The following is a 20087-nucleotide window of genomic DNA, read 5'->3' on the forward strand; positions in this document are numbered from 1 at the left end:
AGTAAGTACTTACATTACTGCAGCAAATGCCTGCGCCACGCGATGAACGTTGCTGGCATTCAGACCCGCCACGCACATACGTCCGCTGGCAATCAGGTAGACGCCGAACTCTTCGCGCAGACGTTCAACCTGTGCGGCGCTCAGCCCGGTATAGCTAAACATCCCGCGCTGTTTAAGCAGATAGTCGAAGTTATGCCCCGGTACGGCCTCTTTCAGCACGTTAACCAACTCCTGACGCATCGACAGAATACGCTTACGCATGGATTCCACTTCTGCAAGCCAGCTGGCTTTTAGCTGTTCGTCTCCCAGCACGGTCGCCACCACTTGCGCGCCAAAGTTTGGCGGGCTGGAGTAGATGCGGCGCACGGTCGCCTTCAGTTGCCCCAGTACGCGACCTGCCGCTTCGGCGTCTTCGCACACCACAGAGAGGCCACCCACGCGCTCGCCGTACAGGGAGAAGATTTTTGAAAACGAGTTGCTGACCAGAACAGGCAGACCAGCGCTGGCCACGGCACGGATGGCATAGGCATCTTCTTCCATCCCTGCGCCAAAGCCCTGATAGGCGATGTCGAGGAAGGGGATCAGGTTGCGCGCTTTCAGCACCTCAATCACCGCATCCCACTGGGTGTTGGTGAGATCTGCCCCGGTCGGGTTGTGGCAGCACGGGTGCAGCAGCACTATGCTGCGCTCTGGCAGGGTATTCAGTTTTTCCAGCAGCGCGTCAACGCGCACGCCGTTGGTTTCACTGTCGAACCATGGATAGGTCGCCACCTTAAAGCCAGCACCCTCAAAAATCGCCACGTGGTTTTCCCAGGTGGGATCGCTGACCCATACCCCTGAATCCGGGAAGTATTTTTTCAGGAAGTCCGCACCCACTTTAAGCGCGCCTGAACCGCCCAGGGTCTGGATGGTTGCCACACGTTTTTGTGCGAGCACCGCGTGATCGGCACCAAACAGCAGCGGCGCGATGGCGTTACGGTAAGTATTGAGCCCTTCCATCGGCAGATAAAGAGAAGCACCGTGCGGGGCGGCGTTAAGACGCGCTTCCGCTTCAGCAACGGCTTTCAACTGAGGAATAATGCCGTCCTCGTTGTAATACAGACCAATGCTGAGATTCACTTTGTCGCTGCGAGGATCTTCTTTGAAACGCTCCATTAAGGAGAGAATGGGGTCGCCGGCGTAGGCGTCAACTTTCTGAAACACGCGATGGTTCTCCGGAATTCGATGAGGCAGGGAATTCAACAATAAACCGGATATGACAGAAGATCGAGCGTTTAACCTGTTCCATGCCGGGTCAGGCAACGCTGCCCCCCGGCATTCACAGCAGTTTAATCGATGTACTTCATTGCCACCCTTGATGTCAGGCGCGTTATAAGTTCGTAAGCACTCACTTTCGTGATTTCCGCGATGCGTTCGACGGGCAAACCGTCACCCCACATCACCACATCGTCGCCCGCTTTATCCTGGGCATCGGGGCCAAGATCTACGCAAATCATGTCCATCGCCACGCGACCGACAATCTTCACTTCGCGGCCATTGACCAGAACCGGCGTACCGGACGGCGCAGCACGTGGATAACCGTCGCCATACCCCATCGCCACCACACCCAGCCGGGTGTCACGCTCACTGGTCCAGGTGCCGCCGTAACCCACCGGTTCCCCCGCCTTGTGCTCACGCACCGCAATCAGCTTAGACACCAGGGACATCACCGGCTGGAAGCCAAAGTCCGGCCCCCAGGGTCTGTTCTCCAGCGGTGATACGCCGTAAAGAATAATCCCCGGACGCGCCCAGTCGAAGTGCGACTGCGGCCACAGCAGAATGCCACCGGAGGCCGCGATAGAGCGCATCCCCGGCTTGCCTTCGCAGAAGGTGTTAAAGATGTCGAGTTGTTGTTCAGTAGCGCCGCAGTCAGGCTCATCAGCCCGGGCAAAATGGCTGACAATATTTACCGGCTGGCGGACATTTTTGCACTGGCACAGACGCTGATAAAACGCCTGCGCGTGTTCCGGACGTACACCCAGACGGTGCATGCCCGTGTCGAGCTTCATCCAGACGGTGACTGGCTCGCTCAGCTCAGCGGTTTCGAGGGCGGAAAGCTGTTCTTCGTTGTGTACCGCCGTGTGCAGATGCTGGTCTACAATGGTCGGCAGGTCTGCAGCCTCAAAAAAGCCTTCGAGCAGCAAAATCGGTTGGGTGATCCCCCCTGCGCGCAGGCGGAGGGCTTCTTCAAGACGGGCAACGCCAAAGGCGTCGGCATCGGGGAGCGTTCGCGCGGTCTCAAGAAGACCGTGTCCGTAAGCGTTCGCTTTCACGACTGCAACAAGTTTACTGGCAGGAGCCAGTTCACGCAGACGTTGCAGGTTGTGTCGCAGAGCGCGGCGGTTAATCACAACAGTTGCCGCTTGCATTTGATTTCCTTAGAAATTACTCATCATCATATTGAGGACCGGCATAGTTGTCGAAACGCGACCACTGTCCGTTAAAGGTCAGACGTACCGTACCGATAGGGCCGTTACGTTGTTTACCGATAATAATTTCGGCGATCCCTTTCAGGTCGCTGTTCTCGTGATAAACCTCATCACGGTAGATGAACATGATTAAGTCGGCATCCTGCTCGATGGAGCCGGATTCACGCAGGTCGGAGTTGACCGGGCGTTTGTCGGCACGTTGTTCCAGGGAGCGGTTAAGCTGCGAGAGCGCCACGACAGGCACATGCAGCTCTTTGGCTAATGCCTTGAGCGAGCGGGAAATTTCCGCAATCTCCAGCGTACGGTTATCGGAGAGCGACGGCACGCGCATCAGCTGAAGGTAGTCGATCATGATAAGGCCAATACCGCCATGCTCGCGGGCGATACGGCGCGCACGGGAGCGCACTTCTGTCGGCGTCAGGCCGGAGGAGTCATCGATATAGATGTTACGTTTTTCCAGCAGGATCCCCATGGTGCCGGAGATACGCGCCCAGTCCTCATCGTCGAGCTGACCGGTACGGATACGGGTCTGATCCACACGAGAAAGCGACGCCAGAGAACGCATCATGATTTGCTCAGATGGCATCTCCAGACTGAAGATTAAGACCGGTTTATCCTGCAACATCGCCGCGTTTTCGACGAGGTTCATCGCAAAGGTGGTTTTACCCATCGACGGACGCGCGGCGACGATAATCAAATCCGACGGCTGCAGGCCTGCGGTTTTCTTATTGAGATCGTCATAGCCGGTGTTAACTCCGGTTACGCCATCGTGCGGCTGCTGGAAGAGCTGTTCAATACGGGCGACGGTGGCATCGAGCACATCGGCGATGTTTTTCGGGCCTTCGTCTTTATTGGCGCGACTTTCAGCGATTTTAAAGACGCGGGATTCCGCGAGATCGAGCAGGTCTTCGCTGGTGCGACCCTGCGGATCAAAGCCCGCTTCGGCGATTTCATTCGCGACCGAGATCATCTCACGAACAACGGCGCGTTCGCGAACGATGTCCGCATAAGCGCTAATGTTCGCTGCACTTGGCGTGTTTTTCGACAGTTCTGCTAAATAAGCAAAACCGCCAACGCTGTCCAGTTGCCCCTGCCGCTCCAGCGATTCCGCGAGCGTAATCAGGTCAATCGGGCTACCGGACTCCTGCAGGCGCGCCATTTCGGTGAAGATGTGGCGGTGCGGGCGGGTGTAGAAATCGTCGGACACGACGCGCTCGGCGACGTCGTCCCAGCGCTCGTTATCCAGCATTAAACCGCCCAACACCGACTGTTCCGCTTCAATCGAGTGCGGCGGGACTTTTAACCCGGCGACCTGAAAATCACGCTCACGAGGTTCAGTCTGTTTGTTGAAGGGTTTGTTTCCTGCCATAGTGAATGGAGTTACCGAGATAAAGAGTGGGTCGAAAGATTACCACATTCTGGAGGAAGCATGGCAACACGTATTGAATTTCACAAGCATGGTGGCCCTGACGTACTCAACGCGGTGGAGTTTACCCCCGCCGCGCCTGGCGAAAATGAAGTGCAGGTTGAAAATAAAGCCATCGGCATTAACTACATCGACACCTATATTCGCGGCGGTCTTTATCCACCGCCGTCACTGCCGAGCGGTCTGGGTACCGAGGCGGCGGGCGTGGTCAGCAAAGTGGGCAGCGCCGTTAAGCATGTTAAAGAAGGCGATCGCGTGGTGTATGCGCAATCGGCGCTGGGCGCTTACAGCTCCGTGCACAACGTTCCGGCAGACAAAGTTGCCCTCCTGCCCAATGCCATTTCGTTTGAACAGGCCGCGGCCTCCTTCCTTAAAGGGCTGACGGTCTATTATCTGCTGCGCAAAACCTATGAAATCAAACCCGACGAGCAGTTCCTGTTCCATGCGGCTGCGGGCGGCGTAGGGCTCATCGCCTGCCAGTGGGCCAAAGCGTTAGGCGCAAAACTGATCGGCACCGTGGGGAGCGCGCAAAAAGCCCAGCGCGCGCTGCAGGCCGGCGCCTGGCAGGTGATTAACTACCGGGAAGAGAGCATCGTTGAACGCTTAAAAGAGGTAACCGGCGGCAAAAAAGTGCGCGTGGTATATGACTCGGTAGGGAAAGATACCTGGGAAGCGTCTCTGGACTGCCTGCAGCGCCGCGGTCTGATGGTGAGCTTCGGTAACGCGTCAGGCGCGGTGACCGGTGTGAATCTGGGTATTCTGAACCAGAAAGGCTCGCTGTATGTCACTCGTCCATCCCTGCAGGGCTACATCACCAATCGCGAAGAGTTGCTCGAAGCCAGTAACGAACTGTTCTCGCTGATTGCCAGCGGGGTCATCAAAGTGGATGTGGCAGATGCGCAGAAGTACGCGCTAAGCGATGCGCAACGTGCGCATGAGGTGCTGGAGAGCCGGTCAACGCAGGGGTCAAGCCTGTTAATTCCCTGATCCCATAAAAGAAATTGGGCTTCCCTGAGGAAGCCCTTTCTTTTTTTAGTTCGGCTGTATGTAGGGTACAGCTCGATGAATTCTTTAGCGGCAGCCATAGTGACAGATTCGATAAGTAAATCCTATTCCGTTCTAAGCAATGCCGCCGGAAAAGTTGCAGGTATGTGACGAACCCCTCAATACCTTAGTAACGAAAGCGGTTATTACGCTGATAAGTGGGCAGTTTTGGTGATTTAATCGCCCGTATAACCCACACCACCGCAACGGCCAGCAGCAGCCACGGCAGAAGTTTGATCGTCAGGGCAAATAATCCGCCAATAAACATGACCACTGTCGCCACCACAAGCGCTGCCAGAATGCCGAGCAGCGACACGCCGGTGGCTAACAGCATGACAAAAAAGCCAATCACAAAAAGCAGTTCCAGCATGGTTCTCTCCCATGAGTTCCCGAATGATGTCGCAATCATTACAAGATCCATGCCAACTCTAACGTGTTGTTATAAAAGCAAAACGCCCCGCAAGGCTGTGCGGGGCGTGGTGAATTTGACGAATTTTTAGCGAGATTTATCGTTTATCTGCAACCAGGCGTAGCGCCTGTTCCAGCACTTCGATATCCGCGCCAGCTTTATGCGCGTTCTCGCTCAGATAGCGACGCCACTGGCGTGCGCCCGGGATCCCCTGGAACAGGCCAAGCATATGACGCGTGATATGGCCAAGGTAAGTGCCGTTACTCAGCTCACGTTCAATGTACGGATACATGGCCCGCACTACGGCAACCGGGTCAGTGTCTGCGCCTTCATCGCCGAAGATCTCGCGATCGACCGTCCTCAGAATACCCGGATTCTGATATGCCTCGCGACCGACCATCACGCCATCCATATGCGCCAGATGTGTTTTGGCCTCGTCGAGCGACTTGATACCACCGTTGATCGACATGGTCAGGTGCGGGAAGTCCCGCTTCAGTTGATACACACGCGGGTAGTCCAGCGGCGGAATTTCGCGGTTCTCTTTCGGGCTAAGGCCAGAGAGCCAGGCTTTACGCGCATGGATGATAAACATCTCGCACTCGCCCTTTCCGGCAACCGTATTGATGAAATCACACAAGAATTCGTAGCTGTCCTGGTCATCAATACCGATACGGGTCTTCACCGTCACCGGAATGGAGACCACATCACGCATCGCCTTGATGCAGTCCGCTACCAGCTGTGCGTTCCCCATCAGACAGGCGCCGAACATGCCGTTTTGCACGCGATCGGACGGACAGCCAACGTTAAGGTTAATTTCGTCGTAGCCACGTTCTTCAGCCAGCTTCGCACAGTGCGCCAGCGCAGCCGGATCGCTGCCACCCAGCTGCAGGGCAACCGGATGCTCTTCTTCGCTGTACGCCAGATAGTCGCCCTTACCGTGAATAATTGCACCGGTGGTGACCATTTCGGTGTACAGCAGCGTATGGCGGGAGAGCTGGCGCAGGAAATAGCGGCAGTGTCTGTCCGTCCAGTCGAGCATGGGCGCAATGGAGAAACGGTGTGCGGGAAAGGCAGTCTGGTGTTCTGACGACATGGCGAAGTTTTAAGCATCTGGTGGAAAAGGGGCGCTACTATAGCATAAAGAAAAGCCGGAGGCGCAACGCCTCCGGTGCCCTTTAGAACGTCATACTTAACTGTGCCCCTGCACCCCAGGTTTCATCTTCACCGTAGAGCCCCATCAGGTCGACGTGGACCGTGTTAAACGGTGCAAAACCAACACCACCGGTAAAGACGTTACTGTCATTCCCTTTCATATCGGCACGATAACCCGCCCGCACGGCCAGCCAGCTCAGCGGCGTCACTTCCGCACCCACGCCAACATACTGCGAGGTATCTTCGCTTTTAAAGCCTTTGGTTTCTGTCAGATCGCCATCGGCGGTCAGGGTCACCAGATCGTTGTGCCAGGCGGCACCGGCCGTCACCAGCGGACGGATTTGATAGGTGTCTTTATAGCTCACCACTTCCCCCGTGCGCCCGTTGCGGATGCGAATGTCCTTGGTGTCAATATCGCGCGACATCAGGTTTTGCCCGCTCACCCCGACCGTCCAGTGCTCGCCGAAATCGGCCGCGATACCGGCATCCACGTTAAAGCCGGTATCGTCTTTCCGGTAGCGGCTGTCGTTCCACTTGTTACTGTCGTAATCGTAAATTGAGGTGGTGTAGTTGTAGATCCAGGTTTTCTGCAGTTTTGGCGTGACGCCAAGGGAAACCGGGACGCCACCCAGATCGAACTGACGGGCAATGGCAACACCATAATCGGAGACAATTGCCGCCCGGCCAGACGCCGTAGAGTTAAGGTTTTTTGTGATTTGATCGGTACCGTTTAGCGCCGCATCCAGTGCCACGCCCGCCGCCACCGCATCGCTGTTTTGGATACTGCGCAGGTAATCAATATCTTGCTGATCGATGGAAGAGCTGACGCGCCCGTGGGCATAGCCTTTCGCCATAAAGGCCACGGAGAGCACATCGTTAGGGATACTCACCGCAATCCCCGCGCCTGCCGTAGCGCGTGCGGTTTTGCCTTTGAGATAGTCCAGTTCATCGGCAAGATCTTTTGCCGCTCCCTGGAACTGATCGATTGAGCCCAGCGGGTTGGTAATCACTTCGATGGGGGTCAGGCTATCAACCACATCCTTATAGTGATTGATTTTATCGTTGATGGTATCAATCTCATCCTGAAGATTGTCTTCATCCGTCACCTGCACGCCGACGGACGGTAAAATAACCGTCACATCATCGTCCGGTTTCGCCTTTGCCAACAACGCAGGGTTGATTAACGCCCCGCTGCCATAGCTGCCCGAAGCGACGCCCGTGCCACCCATTGCGTCGCTACGTGATTCTGTCCAGGTATTGGCTGCTCCCGCCTGATTTGCCATAAACAGGGAGACAGCGATGCTAACCACCGAAAATTTAAAATGTTTTTTCACAGTATGCTCGTCTTATTGTCGTTAATAACATCACCCTGTTTGTTATCACCCAAACAGGAACGAACTATTGCTGTGAATAAGTACAAAAAGACCCGCTATTTCCTTAAGTAAAACTCCGGACAGGCCTGTTGTTATTTGTGACGGCCCTCAATATTTATAGAAGAGGAAATTATTTTTTCCCAGGTTTTCCATCGTGCGGCCCAAAGAACTGAGGGGGATGATCAACCCAGCGATCTTCACGCGTGGCGGCATACTCCGGGTTAAGCGGATAGTAGATTCGGTTGTGCTTCTTGTTAGCCTCGCCAACAACCAGTAATCGCACCTCTTCTTCGGTGTTATTAATAAAGGTATGGCAGACGCCGGTGCCAGCAGGAAACCCTACGCTGTCGCCGGGTTCAAGCTTCCACAAATAGCCGTTAATCCAGGCTTCCGGATACCCTTCCAGCACATAGATGAACTCTTCTTCGTCGCTTTCCGCGTGGGGATAGGAGGTTCGACGCCCGGGCGGCAAACGCTCGTGGTGAATACCGATTCGCCTGAGCCCCAGGTGACGAGCCAGCGGTGCACCGATGGAGAAAAGCTCGTTGCTGTCGGGATAGGTTGAATTATCTGGCTCTTCCACGTCTCGCCAGTGCCGAATACAGTCAGGTTTTTTCATCATTAATTTCCCGGTTTGCGATGGGTCAGGTATAGCACAGCCTGGCGGATCTCGGCGTTTTTACCAGAACATGGTAAAGTGAGGGTTTTCCAGCCTATAACATCCGAGGTGCTAAATGGATAAGTCCACAAAAGAGCTGTTAGCGCAGGCAGAGAAGCTGTGCGCGCAACGCAATGTGCGCCTGACTCCGCAGCGCCTTGAAGTCTTGCGTCTGATGACCCTGCAGCAGGGCGCCATCAGCGCATACGACCTGCTCGACCTGCTGCGCGAAAGCGAGCCACAGGCTAAACCGCCTACGGTCTATCGTGCGCTAGATTTTCTGCTGGAACAAGGGTTTGTACATAAGGTCGAATCCACAAACAGTTATGTGTTGTGTCATCTTTTTGACCAGCCAACCCATACGTCGGCCATGTTTATCTGCGACCGTTGTGGCGTGGTGAAAGAAGAAGGGGCGGAAGGCGTAGAAGATATTATGCATACGCTGGCGGCCAGAATGGGCTTTGCTTTGCGCCATAACGTCATTGAAGCACACGGATTATGCTCTGCGTGTGTAGAAGTGGAGGCCTGTCGGCATCAGGACGCGTGCCACCATGACCACTCTATCCTCGTAAAGAAAAAGCCGCGTTAACAGCCAAAACAAAGGCGGCCCATGGCCGCCCTCAGGGAGTACTTCCTTGTACTGTCGGGTATCACACGGTTACCAACGGTAGTCGTTGCGTTTTTCCCAGTCGCCGACCTCTTTTTCCGCCTGGTCTTTCTCGTAACCGTAGCGTTCCTGAATTTTACCGACAAGCTGATCGCGTTTACCTTCGATGACCGTCATATCGTCATCCGTCAGCTTACCCCACTGTTCTTTCGCTTTACCTTTGAACTGCTTCCAGTTGCCGCCGATTTCGTCTTTATTCATCATCGTGTCCTCTTAGTTAAGCGTCGGGTCGTAACGTCCGTTACGTTCTTTTCTGCTGGACGTGATAATAATTGTAGTTAAGGATTCGGCAGTTGATTTCATATTCGGAATCTTTAACCGTCACGATATATCGTTGCGGGAAGGAAGCCAGGTATTGTTTTGCCAGTGCCGGTGCCAGATAAAGCCCAGTGACAGGCCCCGCAACGCGAGAAAGACCGCCAGGGAGAGCCATAAACCATGGTTACCCAGCCAGGGGAGCGTGAGCAGCGTCAGGGCAAAACCAGCCGCCGCCACCGCCATGCTGTTACGCATCTCCGCTCCTCGCGTCGCGCCGATAAACATACCGTCCAGCAGATAGCACCAGACCCCCACCACCGGCAAAATGACCTGCCAGATAAGGTAATGGCTTGCCAGCTCGCGCAGTGCAGGAAGGGAGGTGAGTAACGCAATAATCTGTTCGCCAAAACAGGCGTAAATCAGCGCGAACGCCAGCGCCACCAGCCCCGACTGTCGACAGGCCGCCCGCCAGACATCCCGCAACTGACCACTTTCACGTGCGCCGTATGCCTGGCCGGAATGCGCTTCCACAGCATAGGCAAAGCCATCCAGTGCATAGGCGGTAAAGGTCAGCAGCGTCATCAGAACGGCATTCACCGCGACGATATCTGGCCCAAGCCGGGCGCCAAAGACTGTCAGTGCGCCGAAACAGAGCTGCAGCAGCAGTGAGCGCAGCATAATGTCGCGATTAAGCGCCAACAGGGTGCGGATATTGCCTCGCCATGCACTCTTGAGCAGAGCAAGGGAAATCCCCCGCATGACCAGCACTTGCCAGACCATCCACAGACCAAGGATAAACGTCCCGTATTCGGCAATCGCCGTCGCCAGTGCCGCACCCTGCACGTTCATGTGCAGGCCCATCACCAGCCAGAGATCGAGCACGATGTTGAGGAGGTTGCCTACCACCAGCAGGATTACGGGCGCGCGGGCATACTGCACGCCGAGTAACCACCCCAGCAGAACCAGATTGGCCAGCGACGCGGGCGCGCTGAGCCAGCGAATTTCAAGGAAGCGTCGTGCCTGCTCCAGTACCGCCTCGCTGCCGCCAACGATATGCAGCGCCAGATCAATCAGTGGGGTACGTAATATAGCGATTAACGCGCCTGCCCCAAGCGCCAGAATTAACGGCTGAACCAGCGCGCGCGCCAGACGCAAAGGATTTTTAGCACCGTACGCCTGCGCCGTAAGCCCGGTGGTACTCATGCGCAAAAAGAGCAGGAGCATAAAAAGGAAGCTGGTCGCCGTCGCGCCAATCGCCACGCCGCCCAGATAGATGGGTGAATCAAGGTGACCAATAACTGCCGTATCCACCAGCCCCAGCAGAGGAACGGTGATATTGGAAAAAATCATCGGCAGTGCAAGACGCCACAATGCCTTATCGGATGCCGTAAGCAGTGACATGAAAAAATACCGGGAGTGGATAAAGAATCAGGCCACGGCAGATCCGTAGCCTGTCAGGATGAGATTACAGCCATTCTCCGTTGCGAATGACCCCTACCGCCAGCCCCTCGATAGAGAAGTTTTGTTCGCGGAGGTCTACCACAATCGGGGAAAACTCGTTGTTTTCCGGCAGCAGCTGAACCGTATTACCTTGCTTTTTCAGGCGTTTAACGGTGACTTCATCATCGATGCGTGCCACCACAACCTGGCCGTTACGCACGTCTTGCGTTTTATGCACCGCAAGCAGATCGCCGTCAAGAATACCGATGTCTTTCATGGACATACCGCTTACACGCAGCAGGAAATCCGCGCTCGGCTTGAACATGCCCGGATCAACCTGATAGTGGCCTTCAATATGCTGTTGCGCCAGCAGAGGTTCACCTGCCGCGACGCGCCCCACCAGCGGAATGCCCGTCTCTTCTTCCACCAGCAGGCGGATACCGCGTGAAGCACCCGATACAATCTCAATTACGCCTTTACGCGCCAGCGCTTTCAGGTGTTCCTCGGCAGCGTTCGGAGAACGGAAGCCCAGACGCTGCGCGATTTCCGCACGCGTGGGTGGCATACCCGTCTGGCCGATATGATCCCGAATGAGATCAAACACCTCTTGCTGCCTGGTCGTTAACGCTTTCATTCCGCCCCCTGGGTGTATATACAGTTATGCTGTGAGTATATACAGTCAAAGGCGATTTTGGAACCAAAAACTGCACAAAAAACCAGGGACTTAATTATTCCTCGAGGCTCATCGGAAATGTGACCAAAGCAGCGTGACCCAGGTGATGACCGCAGTGATAATCGCCAGCAACACGGCAGCAGAGCCCATGTCTTTTGCCCGGCCAGAAAGTTCGTGGAAATCAGAGCCAATACGGTCCACAACGGCCTCAATAGCGCTATTAATAATTTCCACTATCATCACCAACAGCACGGAGCCGATCAGAAGCACGCGGGTAATGGCATCAACATCAAGGAAACAGGCGATAATCACCGCGACAATCGCGGCGACACCCTCCTGGCGAAACGCGGCTTCGTTGACCCATGCGGCGCGAAAACCTTTCCAGGAATAGCCAGCAGCTTTAATGATACGGGTTAACCCAGTGGTATTATTGGCCATTAAAAGAACCTTTTATTTGAAATAGCGTCAATAACAGGAGGCGCAACGTGTTGCGCTGTAGCCTGAAGTATGACGGGTAACAACAGTAATTTCGCGCGCTTTCTGTTATCCTTGCGCCGAAATTGCATTATTAACCAGAGGCTTTACATCGTTTATGTCTGGCTGGCCACGAATTTACTACAAATTACTTAATTTACCATTAAGCGTCCTGGTAAAAAGTAAGTCTATCCCAGCAGAACCCGCGCTGGAATTGGGGCTCGATACGTCGCGCCCTATTATGTATGTTTTGCCTTATAACTCGAAGGCAGACTTGCTGACGCTTCGCGCCCAGTGTCTGGCGCATGATTTACCTGACCCGCTTGAACCGTTAGAAGTCGACGGTACGCTGTTGCCGCGATACGTGTTCATTCACGGTGGGCCACGCGTGTTTACCTATTACACGCCAAAAGAAGAGTCCATTAAGCTGTTCCACGACTATCTCGACCTGCATCGCAGCAATCCCGATCTGGATGTGCAGATGGTGCCGGTGTCGGTGATGTTTGGTCGTCGTCCGGGCCGCGAAAAAGGGGAAGAGAACCCACCGTTACGCATGCTTAATGGCATCCAGAAATTCTTCGCCGTCTCCTGGCTGGGGCGCGACAGCTTTGTGCGCTTCTCCCCTTCCGTCTCGCTGCGCCGGATGGCCGACGAGCACGGCACCGATAAGATCATCGCGCAAAAACTGGCGCGCGTGGCGCGCATGCATTTCGCTCGTCAGCGTCTGGCCGCCGTTGGCCCTCGCCTTCCGGCGCGTCAGGATCTCTTCAACAAGCTGCTGGCTTCCAAAGCGATCGCCCGTGCTGTTGAAGACGAAGCGCGCAGTAAAAAGATTTCTCATGAAAAAGCACAGCAGAACGCCATTGCGCTGATGGAAGAGATTGCCGCGAACTTCTCCTATGAGATGATCCGTCTTTCTGACCGCATCCTGGGCTTTACATGGAACCGCCTCTATCAGGGCATTAACGTCCATAACGCCGAGCGCGTTCGCCAACTGGCGCATGACGGGCATGAAATTGTTTATGTGCCCTGCCACCGCAGCCACATGGACTACCTGCTCCTCTCGTATGTGCTCTATCACCAGGGGCTGGTGCCACCGCACATCGCAGCCGGTATCAACCTGAACTTCTGGCCAGCAGGCCCGATTTTCCGCCGCCTGGGGGCGTTCTTCATTCGTCGTACCTTTAAGGGCAACAAGCTCTACTCCACCGTGTTCCGTGAATATCTGGGCGAGCTGTTCAGCCGCGGTTATTCCGTTGAGTACTTCGTGGAGGGGGGACGTTCACGAACCGGCCGTCTGCTGGATCCGAAAACCGGCACGCTGTCGATGACCATCCAGGCGATGCTGCGCGGCGGCACTCGTCCCATCACGCTGGTGCCCATTTACATTGGCTATGAGCACGTCATGGAAGTGGGGACTTACGCCAAAGAGCTGCGCGGGGCGACTAAAGAGAAAGAGAGTCTACCGCAGATGCTGCGCGGGCTGAGCAAGCTACGCAATCTTGGTCAGGGCTACGTAAACTTCGGCGAGCCGATGCCGTTGATGACGTATCTGAACAACCATGTTCCCGATTGGCGCGAGTCTATCGATCCTATCGAAGCGGTGCGTCCAGCCTGGCTGACGCCAACGGTTAACGGTATCGCGGCTGAGCTGATGGTGCGTATTAACAACGCCGGTGCCGCAAACGCCATGAACCTCTGCTGTACGGCGCTGCTGGCGTCACGTCAACGCTCGCTGACCCGTGAACAGCTTACGGAGCAGCTGGATTGCTATCTTGACCTGATGCGCAACGTTCCCTACTCGGTGGATTCAACGACGCCTGCCAGCACGGCGAGCGAGCTGATCGACCATGCGCTGCAGATGAACAAGTTTGAAGTCGAGAAAGATACGATTGGCGACATCATCATTCTCCCGCGCGAACAGGCGGTGCTGATGACCTACTATCGTAACAATATCGCGCATATGCTGATGCTGCCGTCGCTGATGGCGGCGATCATTACTCAGCATCGCCGTATTTCTCGTCAGGAGCTGCTGCGTCATGTAGAGACGCTCTATCCGATGCTGAAAGCAGAGCTGTTCCTGCGCTGGAGCAAGGATGAGCTGGCGATTGAGCTGGATAAAATGACCGAGGAGCTGCGTCGTCAGGGGCTGATTACCGTTGTTAACGACGAGCTGCATATCAATCCGTCACGCTCCCGTACGCTGCAACTGCTGGCGGCGGGTGCGCGTGAAACGCTGCAGCGCTACGCTATCACCTTCTGGCTGCTGAGCGCGAACCCATCCATTAACCGCGGTACGCTGGAGAAAGAGAGCCGGACGCTTGCACAGCGCCTTTCCGTTCTGCACGGCATCAACGCCCCGGAATTCTTCGACAAAGCGGTCTTCAGTTCACTGGTACTGACGCTGCGTGATGAAGGGTTCATTAGCGACACGGGCGATGCCGAGCCGGAAGAGACGCTGAAGGTGTATCAGATGCTGGCAGAGCTGATTACCTCCGACGTGCGTTTGACGATTGAGAGTGCGACGCAGGGCGAGTGATGTGAAAAAGCCGGGTGGCGGCTTCGCCTTACCCGGCTCACAATCTGATCCTTCATATCATGCAGGCCCGGTAAACTTCAGCGTCACCGGGCTTTTTTTCAGCCAAAATAGCTCATCGCCAGCCCCAGGAACAGCACCAGGCCCACGTAGTTATTATTCATAAACGCTTTAAAACAGGCGTCACGCTCACGCTTTGCGATCAGCTTTTGCTGATAAGCAAACAGCAGCCCCGCCACCAGCACTGACCAGTAAAACTCCCAGTTGAGCCCGTTCAGGCGGCCAATCGCCACCATCAGCGCCAGCACGGCGACCTGCAGGATACCGATAATCAGCTTGTCGTGACGACCAAACAGAATGGCGGTCGATTTAATGCCAATTTTCAGATCGTCATCGCGGTCAACCATCGCATATTGCGTGTCATAAGCCACGGCCCAGAGAATGTTCGCCAGGAACATCAGCCAGCAGCTCAGCGGTACCGACTCGCTGACCGCCGCAAACGCCATTGGGATCGACCAGCCAAACGCCGCGCCGAGCACCACCTGCGGCAGATGGGTATAGCGTTTCATAAACGGATAGACCCATGCCAGCGCGAGAGCCGCAACGGAAAGCAGGATGGTCATGGTGTTGAGGGTTAACACCAGCAGGAAGGAGAGCAGCACCAGCACGATGAACAGCACACGGGCCTCTTTCTCTGTGACCTGCCCGCTGGGTAACGGACGATTGGCTGTCCGTTTCACATGTCCGTCGAATTTACGATCGGCGTAGTCATTGACCACACAGCCCGCCGCACGCATCAGCCAGACACCGGCCACAAACACGCCCAGGATCCACAGCGGTGGAACGCCCGGCGTCGCCACCCATAGCGCCCATAATGTCGGCCACAACAGCAGTAGCGCGCCGATGGGTTTATCGGTACGCATTAAGCGGTGATAGGCCAGCAGCTTGTTCTGCGTCAGGCTCCACTCCATTTTTTTCTTCCTCTCAGTACAACGGCGATGCCGGTAAAAAAAGCTCCGTCAGTATTAACGGTTTACCGCTCAGGCGAAGACGGGAACGACGTCCCCACAGTTCGGCATCGCGTCCAATTTCAATAAAATCACGGGTAAGTTCAGACGAGGTAAAAAGATACCGCCCGAGCGGGGTATTTCCCAGCCGTTGCAGTGCCAGCTCTGGCCCGGAAAGGGTGGATTCAGGCACCACGGTTCGTCCGGCGAGCCACGGCTCACCATCCGCGCAGAGCAGAATTTCACGCAACCAGTAGCGTTCTTCTTTTGGTAACAGCGGCAGCTCACTGGCAATGTCAGCGGAGGTGACAAACCCTTCCTGAATCATCGTCACCGTAACCGTCTTGCCCTGTTGCTCAAAACGTTTAGTCATGGAATCTTCCAGCAGCAACCAGTCAAGCTGCTGCGGGTCAAGCGCAGGTATTTGGTCGAAATAGCGCAGCGAACGCAGTTGCGTTAGCGCAGGGTGTGACATGCCGGACTCTCCGATACATAACGTAATGGCATTGTATCGCAGAAAAGCGCATTGAGGGCGGTCAAACGTTATTTAGCGATCACTATCGCAACAATGGTGCAACAGCGCGAGCGGCACGAAAAAAAGTGCGCCCACTCAGGCGCACTAAACTACTAACAAATCAGCACTGTGGGGAAACGGTTACCCCTTGCCTTTTACACTGCTGATAAAGGTGGAACGGGCAGTGGTTGAACCTAAACGTTCGGCTTCATCAAGCAGTTTCAGCGCTTTATCGACATCGCCGCGCTTCACCGCCTGCTTAATGGCGTTGTTGAAGTATTCTTCGGTGTCGTTCAGTACCGGCTCAGCTTTCTTCGCCGGAGCTGGGGCTGCGGTCGCGGCTGCCGTAGCCGCTGGCGCGGTATAAACAGGTGCAGCGGTATTCCCCACAGTCACCGGACCTGGACCAGACGAGCCAAACAGTGGGCCAACGAGTACGCTGGAAGCGCTGTTGGTGGAAACTTTCAGTTTGACCAGGCCATCAGTGGTATGGCGGGCAAGCGGATCCGGAATATCCGGGACAGAGTTACCGGTGCCTTTGGCATAAGCTTTCGCCGGGTCAACCAGCTTTGTTGTCTGCTGCAAATCTTTCTCTGTTGTGAATACCAGCACGTAAATCTTTTGCTGACCCAGAGCAGGCGTCAGGCGCATAACGCCTTCCAGGCGGTCCGCACTCATCACGCCCGGTTCCTGATAGCTAAAATAGTCGCTCGGGAAGAACGCCGATGGCGTCATGTTTTGATCGAGGATCAGGACGTTTGGCGCAAACACACTGGTCTGTTTATTCACTTCGCTGGTCAGCGTCAGGGTCAATTCACCAATGTTCGCCGGTACGCTATAAGCCGCAACAGGGCCAGAAATCCCCGGCACGTTCAGTTGTTGGCCACCCATAGAGAGCTGAGTCGACTGCGTTTTGGATTGATCAACCGGCGTCCATGTCAGTTGCTGGAGTGCCGCTGCCGGGATAGCGGGCGCAGCACTGGTATTTTGTGGCACGAAATTCACGTCTGCAAAGGAGACGGCCGGAACACAGGCTAACAGCCCCGCAGAGAGGCACAGCGCGACGAGACTTTTCTTCATTTTCATTGTTATTACCTCTGATAGCGTGAGCACTGCGGTGGCCAGGCAATAGCGCGCAGCACCCTAAGGAGAGAGGGGCTTGCGCCCCTCTTTTCAGGTCATTACGTCAGGTCTAACGAATTACCACCAGATTTCCATCTGGGCGCCGAAGGTCCATTCATCGTTGTCGCCACGGCTGAAGGTACGTGCAGAAGTGTCGTTATACGCGACGCCAGGGGTGTAGCCTGCAGCCTGATCGCTGCCGCTATTTGCATAACCCCATTTCTCATCCCACTTCGCGTAAGTTGCGAAGACACGGATAGCCGGACGGGACCAGATGCTGTCGCCTGCCTGCCATTGTTGTGCCAGGGTGATTTTGTACTGGCTGTTCTTCTCGTCAGTTTTCTGAGATTTGACGTTGTCGTAGCCCACTTCAAGCAGGGTGCTCATGATTGGCGTCCATTTGAACATCGGACGAACACCCACAGTCCACCACTCGGTACCGTTGTTGTTGTCACGATCGATGTTCTGGTACATACCGACGTACATCAGGTCCCAACGGTCTGCCAGGGTGATTGCACCGTGGTCCAGCACACGCCACATGGAGCCATCGTTATCAACGCTACCGCCCTGTGGAATACCTTTGCCGTTAGAGGTCATGGAATCCGTACCGTACTGCAGTACGAACTTGTTGAAGCCCTTCATCATGCTCTGGGTGTGTTCAGCAGTGAACAACCAGCCATCTTTAGAAGCGCCAGGCTGCAGGTAGTAGTCGTCAGGAATGTTGGTGTGACCATAGTCAACGCCCAGCTCCAGCGTACCGCCCGGGTTGGTTTCCAGACCGGCTAAACGCACGTCGAAGACGTCGTTAGGTACAACGTTGTCATAAACACGGTCGCCGTTGGCATCACGATCGGCGAAGGTTGCAGAACCGCCTGATTCAGAAGAGCGGGTAGCTGCCAGAGAGAGTTTACCAAAGCCCAGATCGATGTTTTCAATACCGGCACCAGGACCTGAGATGTCCCAGTAGTAGAAGTCGATCATGTGGACGTCATGACGCTGATAGAAGCGCTTACCGGCCCAGATGGTGGAGCCTGGCAGCCACTCAATCAGGTTTTTACCCTGCACGTTAGCTTCACGGAAGGCCGGGCTGGTGGATTCCCAGTCGTTCTGCTGAGAAACGGAATACGCTACGTTAGTGTCGAAATAGAAGCTCTTGTCGCCCTCTTTCCACACTTCCTGGCCCAGTTTCAGCTCAGCGTACGTCTCACATTCGTTACCGAGACGGTATTTACTTTGAGCACCGGTTGCCTGGAAACATTGTTGTTCACCGCCACTCCCGGTCCAGCCAATGCCGGAACGAGCATAACCTTTAAAGTCTACAGCGCCTGCCTGGGCAGACATAATGCCTGCCGCAATGGCGAGTGCCAGAGGGACTTTGCGCAGAGTAATCATCATTCTATCTCCTGAGATCATTGCTTTTCTTTGAACACTTGACCTGTCGGTTTCGTGTCTTCTTTTGGGATTGCTTAAACGCCTGGCTCTTTGTGCAGCCGACGACATGCAGTGCCATCCTCGCGGAACAGATGGCAACGCTCTGGCGGCAAACCGATAGCGAATGTGGCACCCTCTTCTACCAACACCACGTCATTCTGGCGGTAGACCAGGTTCTGACGGATGGCGGGGATCTGGATATGAATCTGTGTTTCGTGACCAAGTTGTTCGACGACCTGAACTTCACCTTCCAGCGTCACATCGGCGATGTGGCTCGGCAGTAAATGCTCAGGACGAATACCGAGGGACATGTTGGCCCCCACCTGTACGTTGGCGCTGTCGACCGGCAGCCAGACTTGCTGACGGTTTGGCAACTCCACCTGTACCTGTTCAATGGCTGTCGCCGTGACTTTGACGGGCAGGAAGTTCATCTTTGGCGAGCCAATAAAGCCCGCAACAAAGCGGTCTGCCGGATAGTGATACAGCTCCAGCGGTTTACCCACCTGTGCCACGCGGCCTGCGTCCAGCACCACAATTTTGTCGGCCAGCGTCATCGCTTCGACCTGATCGTGGGTGACGTAAATCATCGTGCGGCCAAGACGTTTATGCAGACGGGAGATTTCGATACGCATCTGGACGCGCAGCGCGGCATCCAGGTTAGAAAGCGGTTCATCCAGCAGGAAGACGCGTGGTTCGGCAACCAGCGTACGGCCAATCGCGACGCGCTGGCGCTGACCACCGGAAAGCGCCTTCGGTTTACGCTCCAGCAGGTGTGCCAGCTGTAACACTTCCGCCACCTGCGTGACGCGCTGGTTAATCACCTCTTTTTTCGCCCCCGCCAGCTTCAGGCCAAAGGACATGTTCTCGGCGACGGAGAGATGGGGATAAAGTGCATAAGACTGGAACACCATGCCAACGCCACGTTCGGCAGGCGGAATGTCGTTCATTCGGGTATCACCAATCAGCAAATCACCGCTGGTGATGGTTTCAAGACCGGCAATCATACGCAGCAGAGTTGATTTACCGCAGCCAGATGGGCCAACAAACACCACGAATTCACCTTCGTGGATGTCGAGATTGATGTCTTTTGACACCACTACGTCGCCCCAGGCTTTCGTTACATTACGCAGCTGTACGCTCGCCATGCCCTTCTCCCTTCGTTACAACCTGTCACCGACAGAAACATTCAAGATAAGTTCACTATGGGGTATCCATTACTTTCGCGAATCCTCCACCCCCCGGCTTTTTTATGGGGGAGGAGGCGGGAGGATGAGAGAGCAGGCTCTGCGACCGCAGCTGGCGGGCTGAGGCAAAATTCGTGAAGCCACCTGCAAAATTCAGCGTGTTTTTATGTGCGCCAGCACTCATAACTTAAATTTATGCAACACAGATCACACAAACCGGGGGTGGGGCGTAGGGGTTGGGAGGATGGAAA

The 20087-nt window shown here is 55.2% G+C and carries 19 protein-coding genes and 1 pseudogene; 3 read left to right on the forward strand and 17 right to left on the reverse strand.

What is annotated here, in order from left to right; genetic code table 11:
* Positions 1–9 precede the first annotated feature (9 nt).
* From tyrB to dnaB, 3 genes are all read right to left on the reverse strand, one after another.
* The gene (gene tyrB / locus ACOTX3_RS18550; protein WP_029882661.1) at positions 10–1203 is read right to left on the reverse strand and encodes an aromatic amino acid transaminase; all 1194 of its coding nucleotides are present in this window, start codon (positions 1201–1203) and stop codon (positions 10–12) included.
* A 125-nt stretch (positions 1204–1328) separates the two neighbouring features.
* Positions 1329–2408, reverse strand: coding sequence for an alanine racemase (gene alr, locus ACOTX3_RS18555; protein WP_058678454.1), 1080 nt, complete (start codon positions 2406–2408; stop codon positions 1329–1331).
* Positions 2409–2424: 16 nt separating this feature from the next.
* Complete coding sequence (gene dnaB / locus ACOTX3_RS18560) at positions 2425–3837, reverse strand: replicative DNA helicase (protein ID WP_013095063.1); 1413 nt, start codon at positions 3835–3837, stop codon at positions 2425–2427.
* Positions 3838–3897: 60 nt separating this feature from the next.
* Between dnaB and ACOTX3_RS18565 the strand changes: the two genes are divergently transcribed.
* Complete coding sequence (locus ACOTX3_RS18565; RefSeq protein ID WP_013095062.1) at positions 3898–4881, forward strand: quinone oxidoreductase; 984 nt, start codon at positions 3898–3900, stop codon at positions 4879–4881.
* Between the two features lie 184 nt (positions 4882–5065).
* Here the strand turns inward: ACOTX3_RS18565 and pspG are convergent, their stop codons facing one another.
* The 4 genes from pspG to ACOTX3_RS18585 all read right to left on the reverse strand — a co-directional run bounded on the left by pspG (position 5066) and on the right by ACOTX3_RS18585 (position 8491).
* Positions 5066–5308: an envelope stress response protein PspG gene (gene pspG, locus ACOTX3_RS18570; protein ID WP_013095061.1), complete on the reverse strand. Its 243-nt coding sequence runs from the start codon at positions 5306–5308 to the stop codon at positions 5066–5068.
* Between the two features lie 136 nt (positions 5309–5444).
* Positions 5445–6440 (reverse strand): tRNA dihydrouridine(20/20a) synthase DusA, encoded by a 996-nt coding sequence (gene dusA, locus ACOTX3_RS18575; RefSeq protein ID WP_058678455.1) that lies wholly within the window; start codon positions 6438–6440, stop codon positions 5445–5447.
* A gap of 82 nt (positions 6441–6522) precedes the next feature.
* Positions 6523–7782 (reverse strand): conjugal transfer protein TraF, encoded by a 1260-nt coding sequence (traF, locus tag ACOTX3_RS18580; RefSeq protein ID WP_155687126.1) that lies wholly within the window; start codon positions 7780–7782, stop codon positions 6523–6525.
* A gap of 220 nt (positions 7783–8002) precedes the next feature.
* Entirely contained in the window at positions 8003–8491 is a 489-nt protein-coding gene (locus tag ACOTX3_RS18585) for a cupin domain-containing protein (RefSeq protein WP_023620296.1), read from the reverse strand.
* Positions 8492–8606: 115 nt separating this feature from the next.
* Here ACOTX3_RS18585 and zur point away from each other — a divergent pair, with 115 nt between their 5' ends.
* Complete coding sequence (gene zur, locus ACOTX3_RS18590; RefSeq protein WP_013095057.1) at positions 8607–9119, forward strand: zinc uptake transcriptional repressor Zur; 513 nt, start codon at positions 8607–8609, stop codon at positions 9117–9119.
* Positions 9120–9188: 69 nt separating this feature from the next.
* Here the strand turns inward: zur and ACOTX3_RS18595 are convergent, their stop codons facing one another.
* The 5 genes and pseudogenes from ACOTX3_RS18595 to ACOTX3_RS18615 form a co-directional block, all read right to left on the reverse strand.
* Entirely contained in the window at positions 9189–9398 is a 210-nt protein-coding gene (locus ACOTX3_RS18595) for a CsbD family protein (protein ID WP_020686626.1), read from the reverse strand.
* 49 nt (positions 9399–9447) lie between these two features.
* Positions 9448–9522: pseudogene (locus ACOTX3_RS18600) on the reverse strand (hypothetical protein); the annotation flags it as partial.
* Positions 9519–10856 carry an MATE family efflux transporter DinF gene (dinF, locus tag ACOTX3_RS18605; RefSeq protein WP_058678456.1) on the reverse strand — a complete coding sequence of 446 codons (1338 nt, stop codon included), beginning with the start codon at positions 10854–10856 and terminating at the stop codon, positions 9519–9521. The pseudogene ACOTX3_RS18600 and the gene dinF, both read right to left, overlap by 4 nt.
* Before the next feature lie 64 nt (positions 10857–10920).
* On the reverse strand, positions 10921–11529 hold the full coding sequence (lexA, locus tag ACOTX3_RS18610; protein WP_013095053.1) for a transcriptional repressor LexA: 609 nt from the start codon (positions 11527–11529) through the stop codon (positions 10921–10923).
* Positions 11530–11637: 108 nt separating this feature from the next.
* On the reverse strand, positions 11638–12006 hold the full coding sequence (locus tag ACOTX3_RS18615; RefSeq protein ID WP_023620295.1) for a diacylglycerol kinase: 369 nt from the start codon (positions 12004–12006) through the stop codon (positions 11638–11640).
* A 154-nt stretch (positions 12007–12160) separates the two neighbouring features.
* On the opposite strand from ACOTX3_RS18615, the gene plsB reads away from it, so the two are divergent.
* Complete coding sequence (gene plsB / locus ACOTX3_RS18620; protein WP_013095051.1) at positions 12161–14581, forward strand: glycerol-3-phosphate 1-O-acyltransferase PlsB; 2421 nt, start codon at positions 12161–12163, stop codon at positions 14579–14581.
* A gap of 98 nt (positions 14582–14679) precedes the next feature.
* Here plsB and ubiA read toward each other — a convergent pair whose 3' ends face one another.
* From ubiA to malK, 5 genes are all read right to left on the reverse strand, one after another.
* A complete protein-coding gene (gene ubiA / locus ACOTX3_RS18625) occupies positions 14680–15549 on the reverse strand; it encodes a 4-hydroxybenzoate octaprenyltransferase (RefSeq protein ID WP_013095050.1) in 870 nt (289 codons plus the stop codon).
* Between the two features lie 13 nt (positions 15550–15562).
* Positions 15563–16060 (reverse strand): chorismate lyase, encoded by a 498-nt coding sequence (gene ubiC / locus ACOTX3_RS18630; RefSeq protein WP_013095049.1) that lies wholly within the window; start codon positions 16058–16060, stop codon positions 15563–15565.
* 180 nt (positions 16061–16240) lie between these two features.
* The gene (gene malM / locus ACOTX3_RS18635) at positions 16241–17185 is read right to left on the reverse strand and encodes a maltose operon protein MalM (protein WP_023622494.1); all 945 of its coding nucleotides are present in this window, start codon (positions 17183–17185) and stop codon (positions 16241–16243) included.
* A gap of 114 nt (positions 17186–17299) precedes the next feature.
* Positions 17300–18616 (reverse strand): maltoporin, encoded by a 1317-nt coding sequence (locus tag ACOTX3_RS18640; protein WP_058678457.1) that lies wholly within the window; start codon positions 18614–18616, stop codon positions 17300–17302.
* A gap of 71 nt (positions 18617–18687) precedes the next feature.
* Positions 18688–19797, reverse strand: a complete 1110-nt coding sequence (gene malK, locus ACOTX3_RS18645; RefSeq protein WP_008500080.1) for a maltose/maltodextrin ABC transporter ATP-binding protein MalK — start codon at positions 19795–19797, stop codon at positions 18688–18690.
* Positions 19798–20087: the final 290 nt, after the last annotated feature.

The organism is Enterobacter cloacae complex sp. IR5384, from assembly GCF_049237265.1.
In the GTDB taxonomy this organism is placed as follows: Bacteria; Pseudomonadota; Gammaproteobacteria; order Enterobacterales; family Enterobacteriaceae; genus Enterobacter; species Enterobacter cloacae.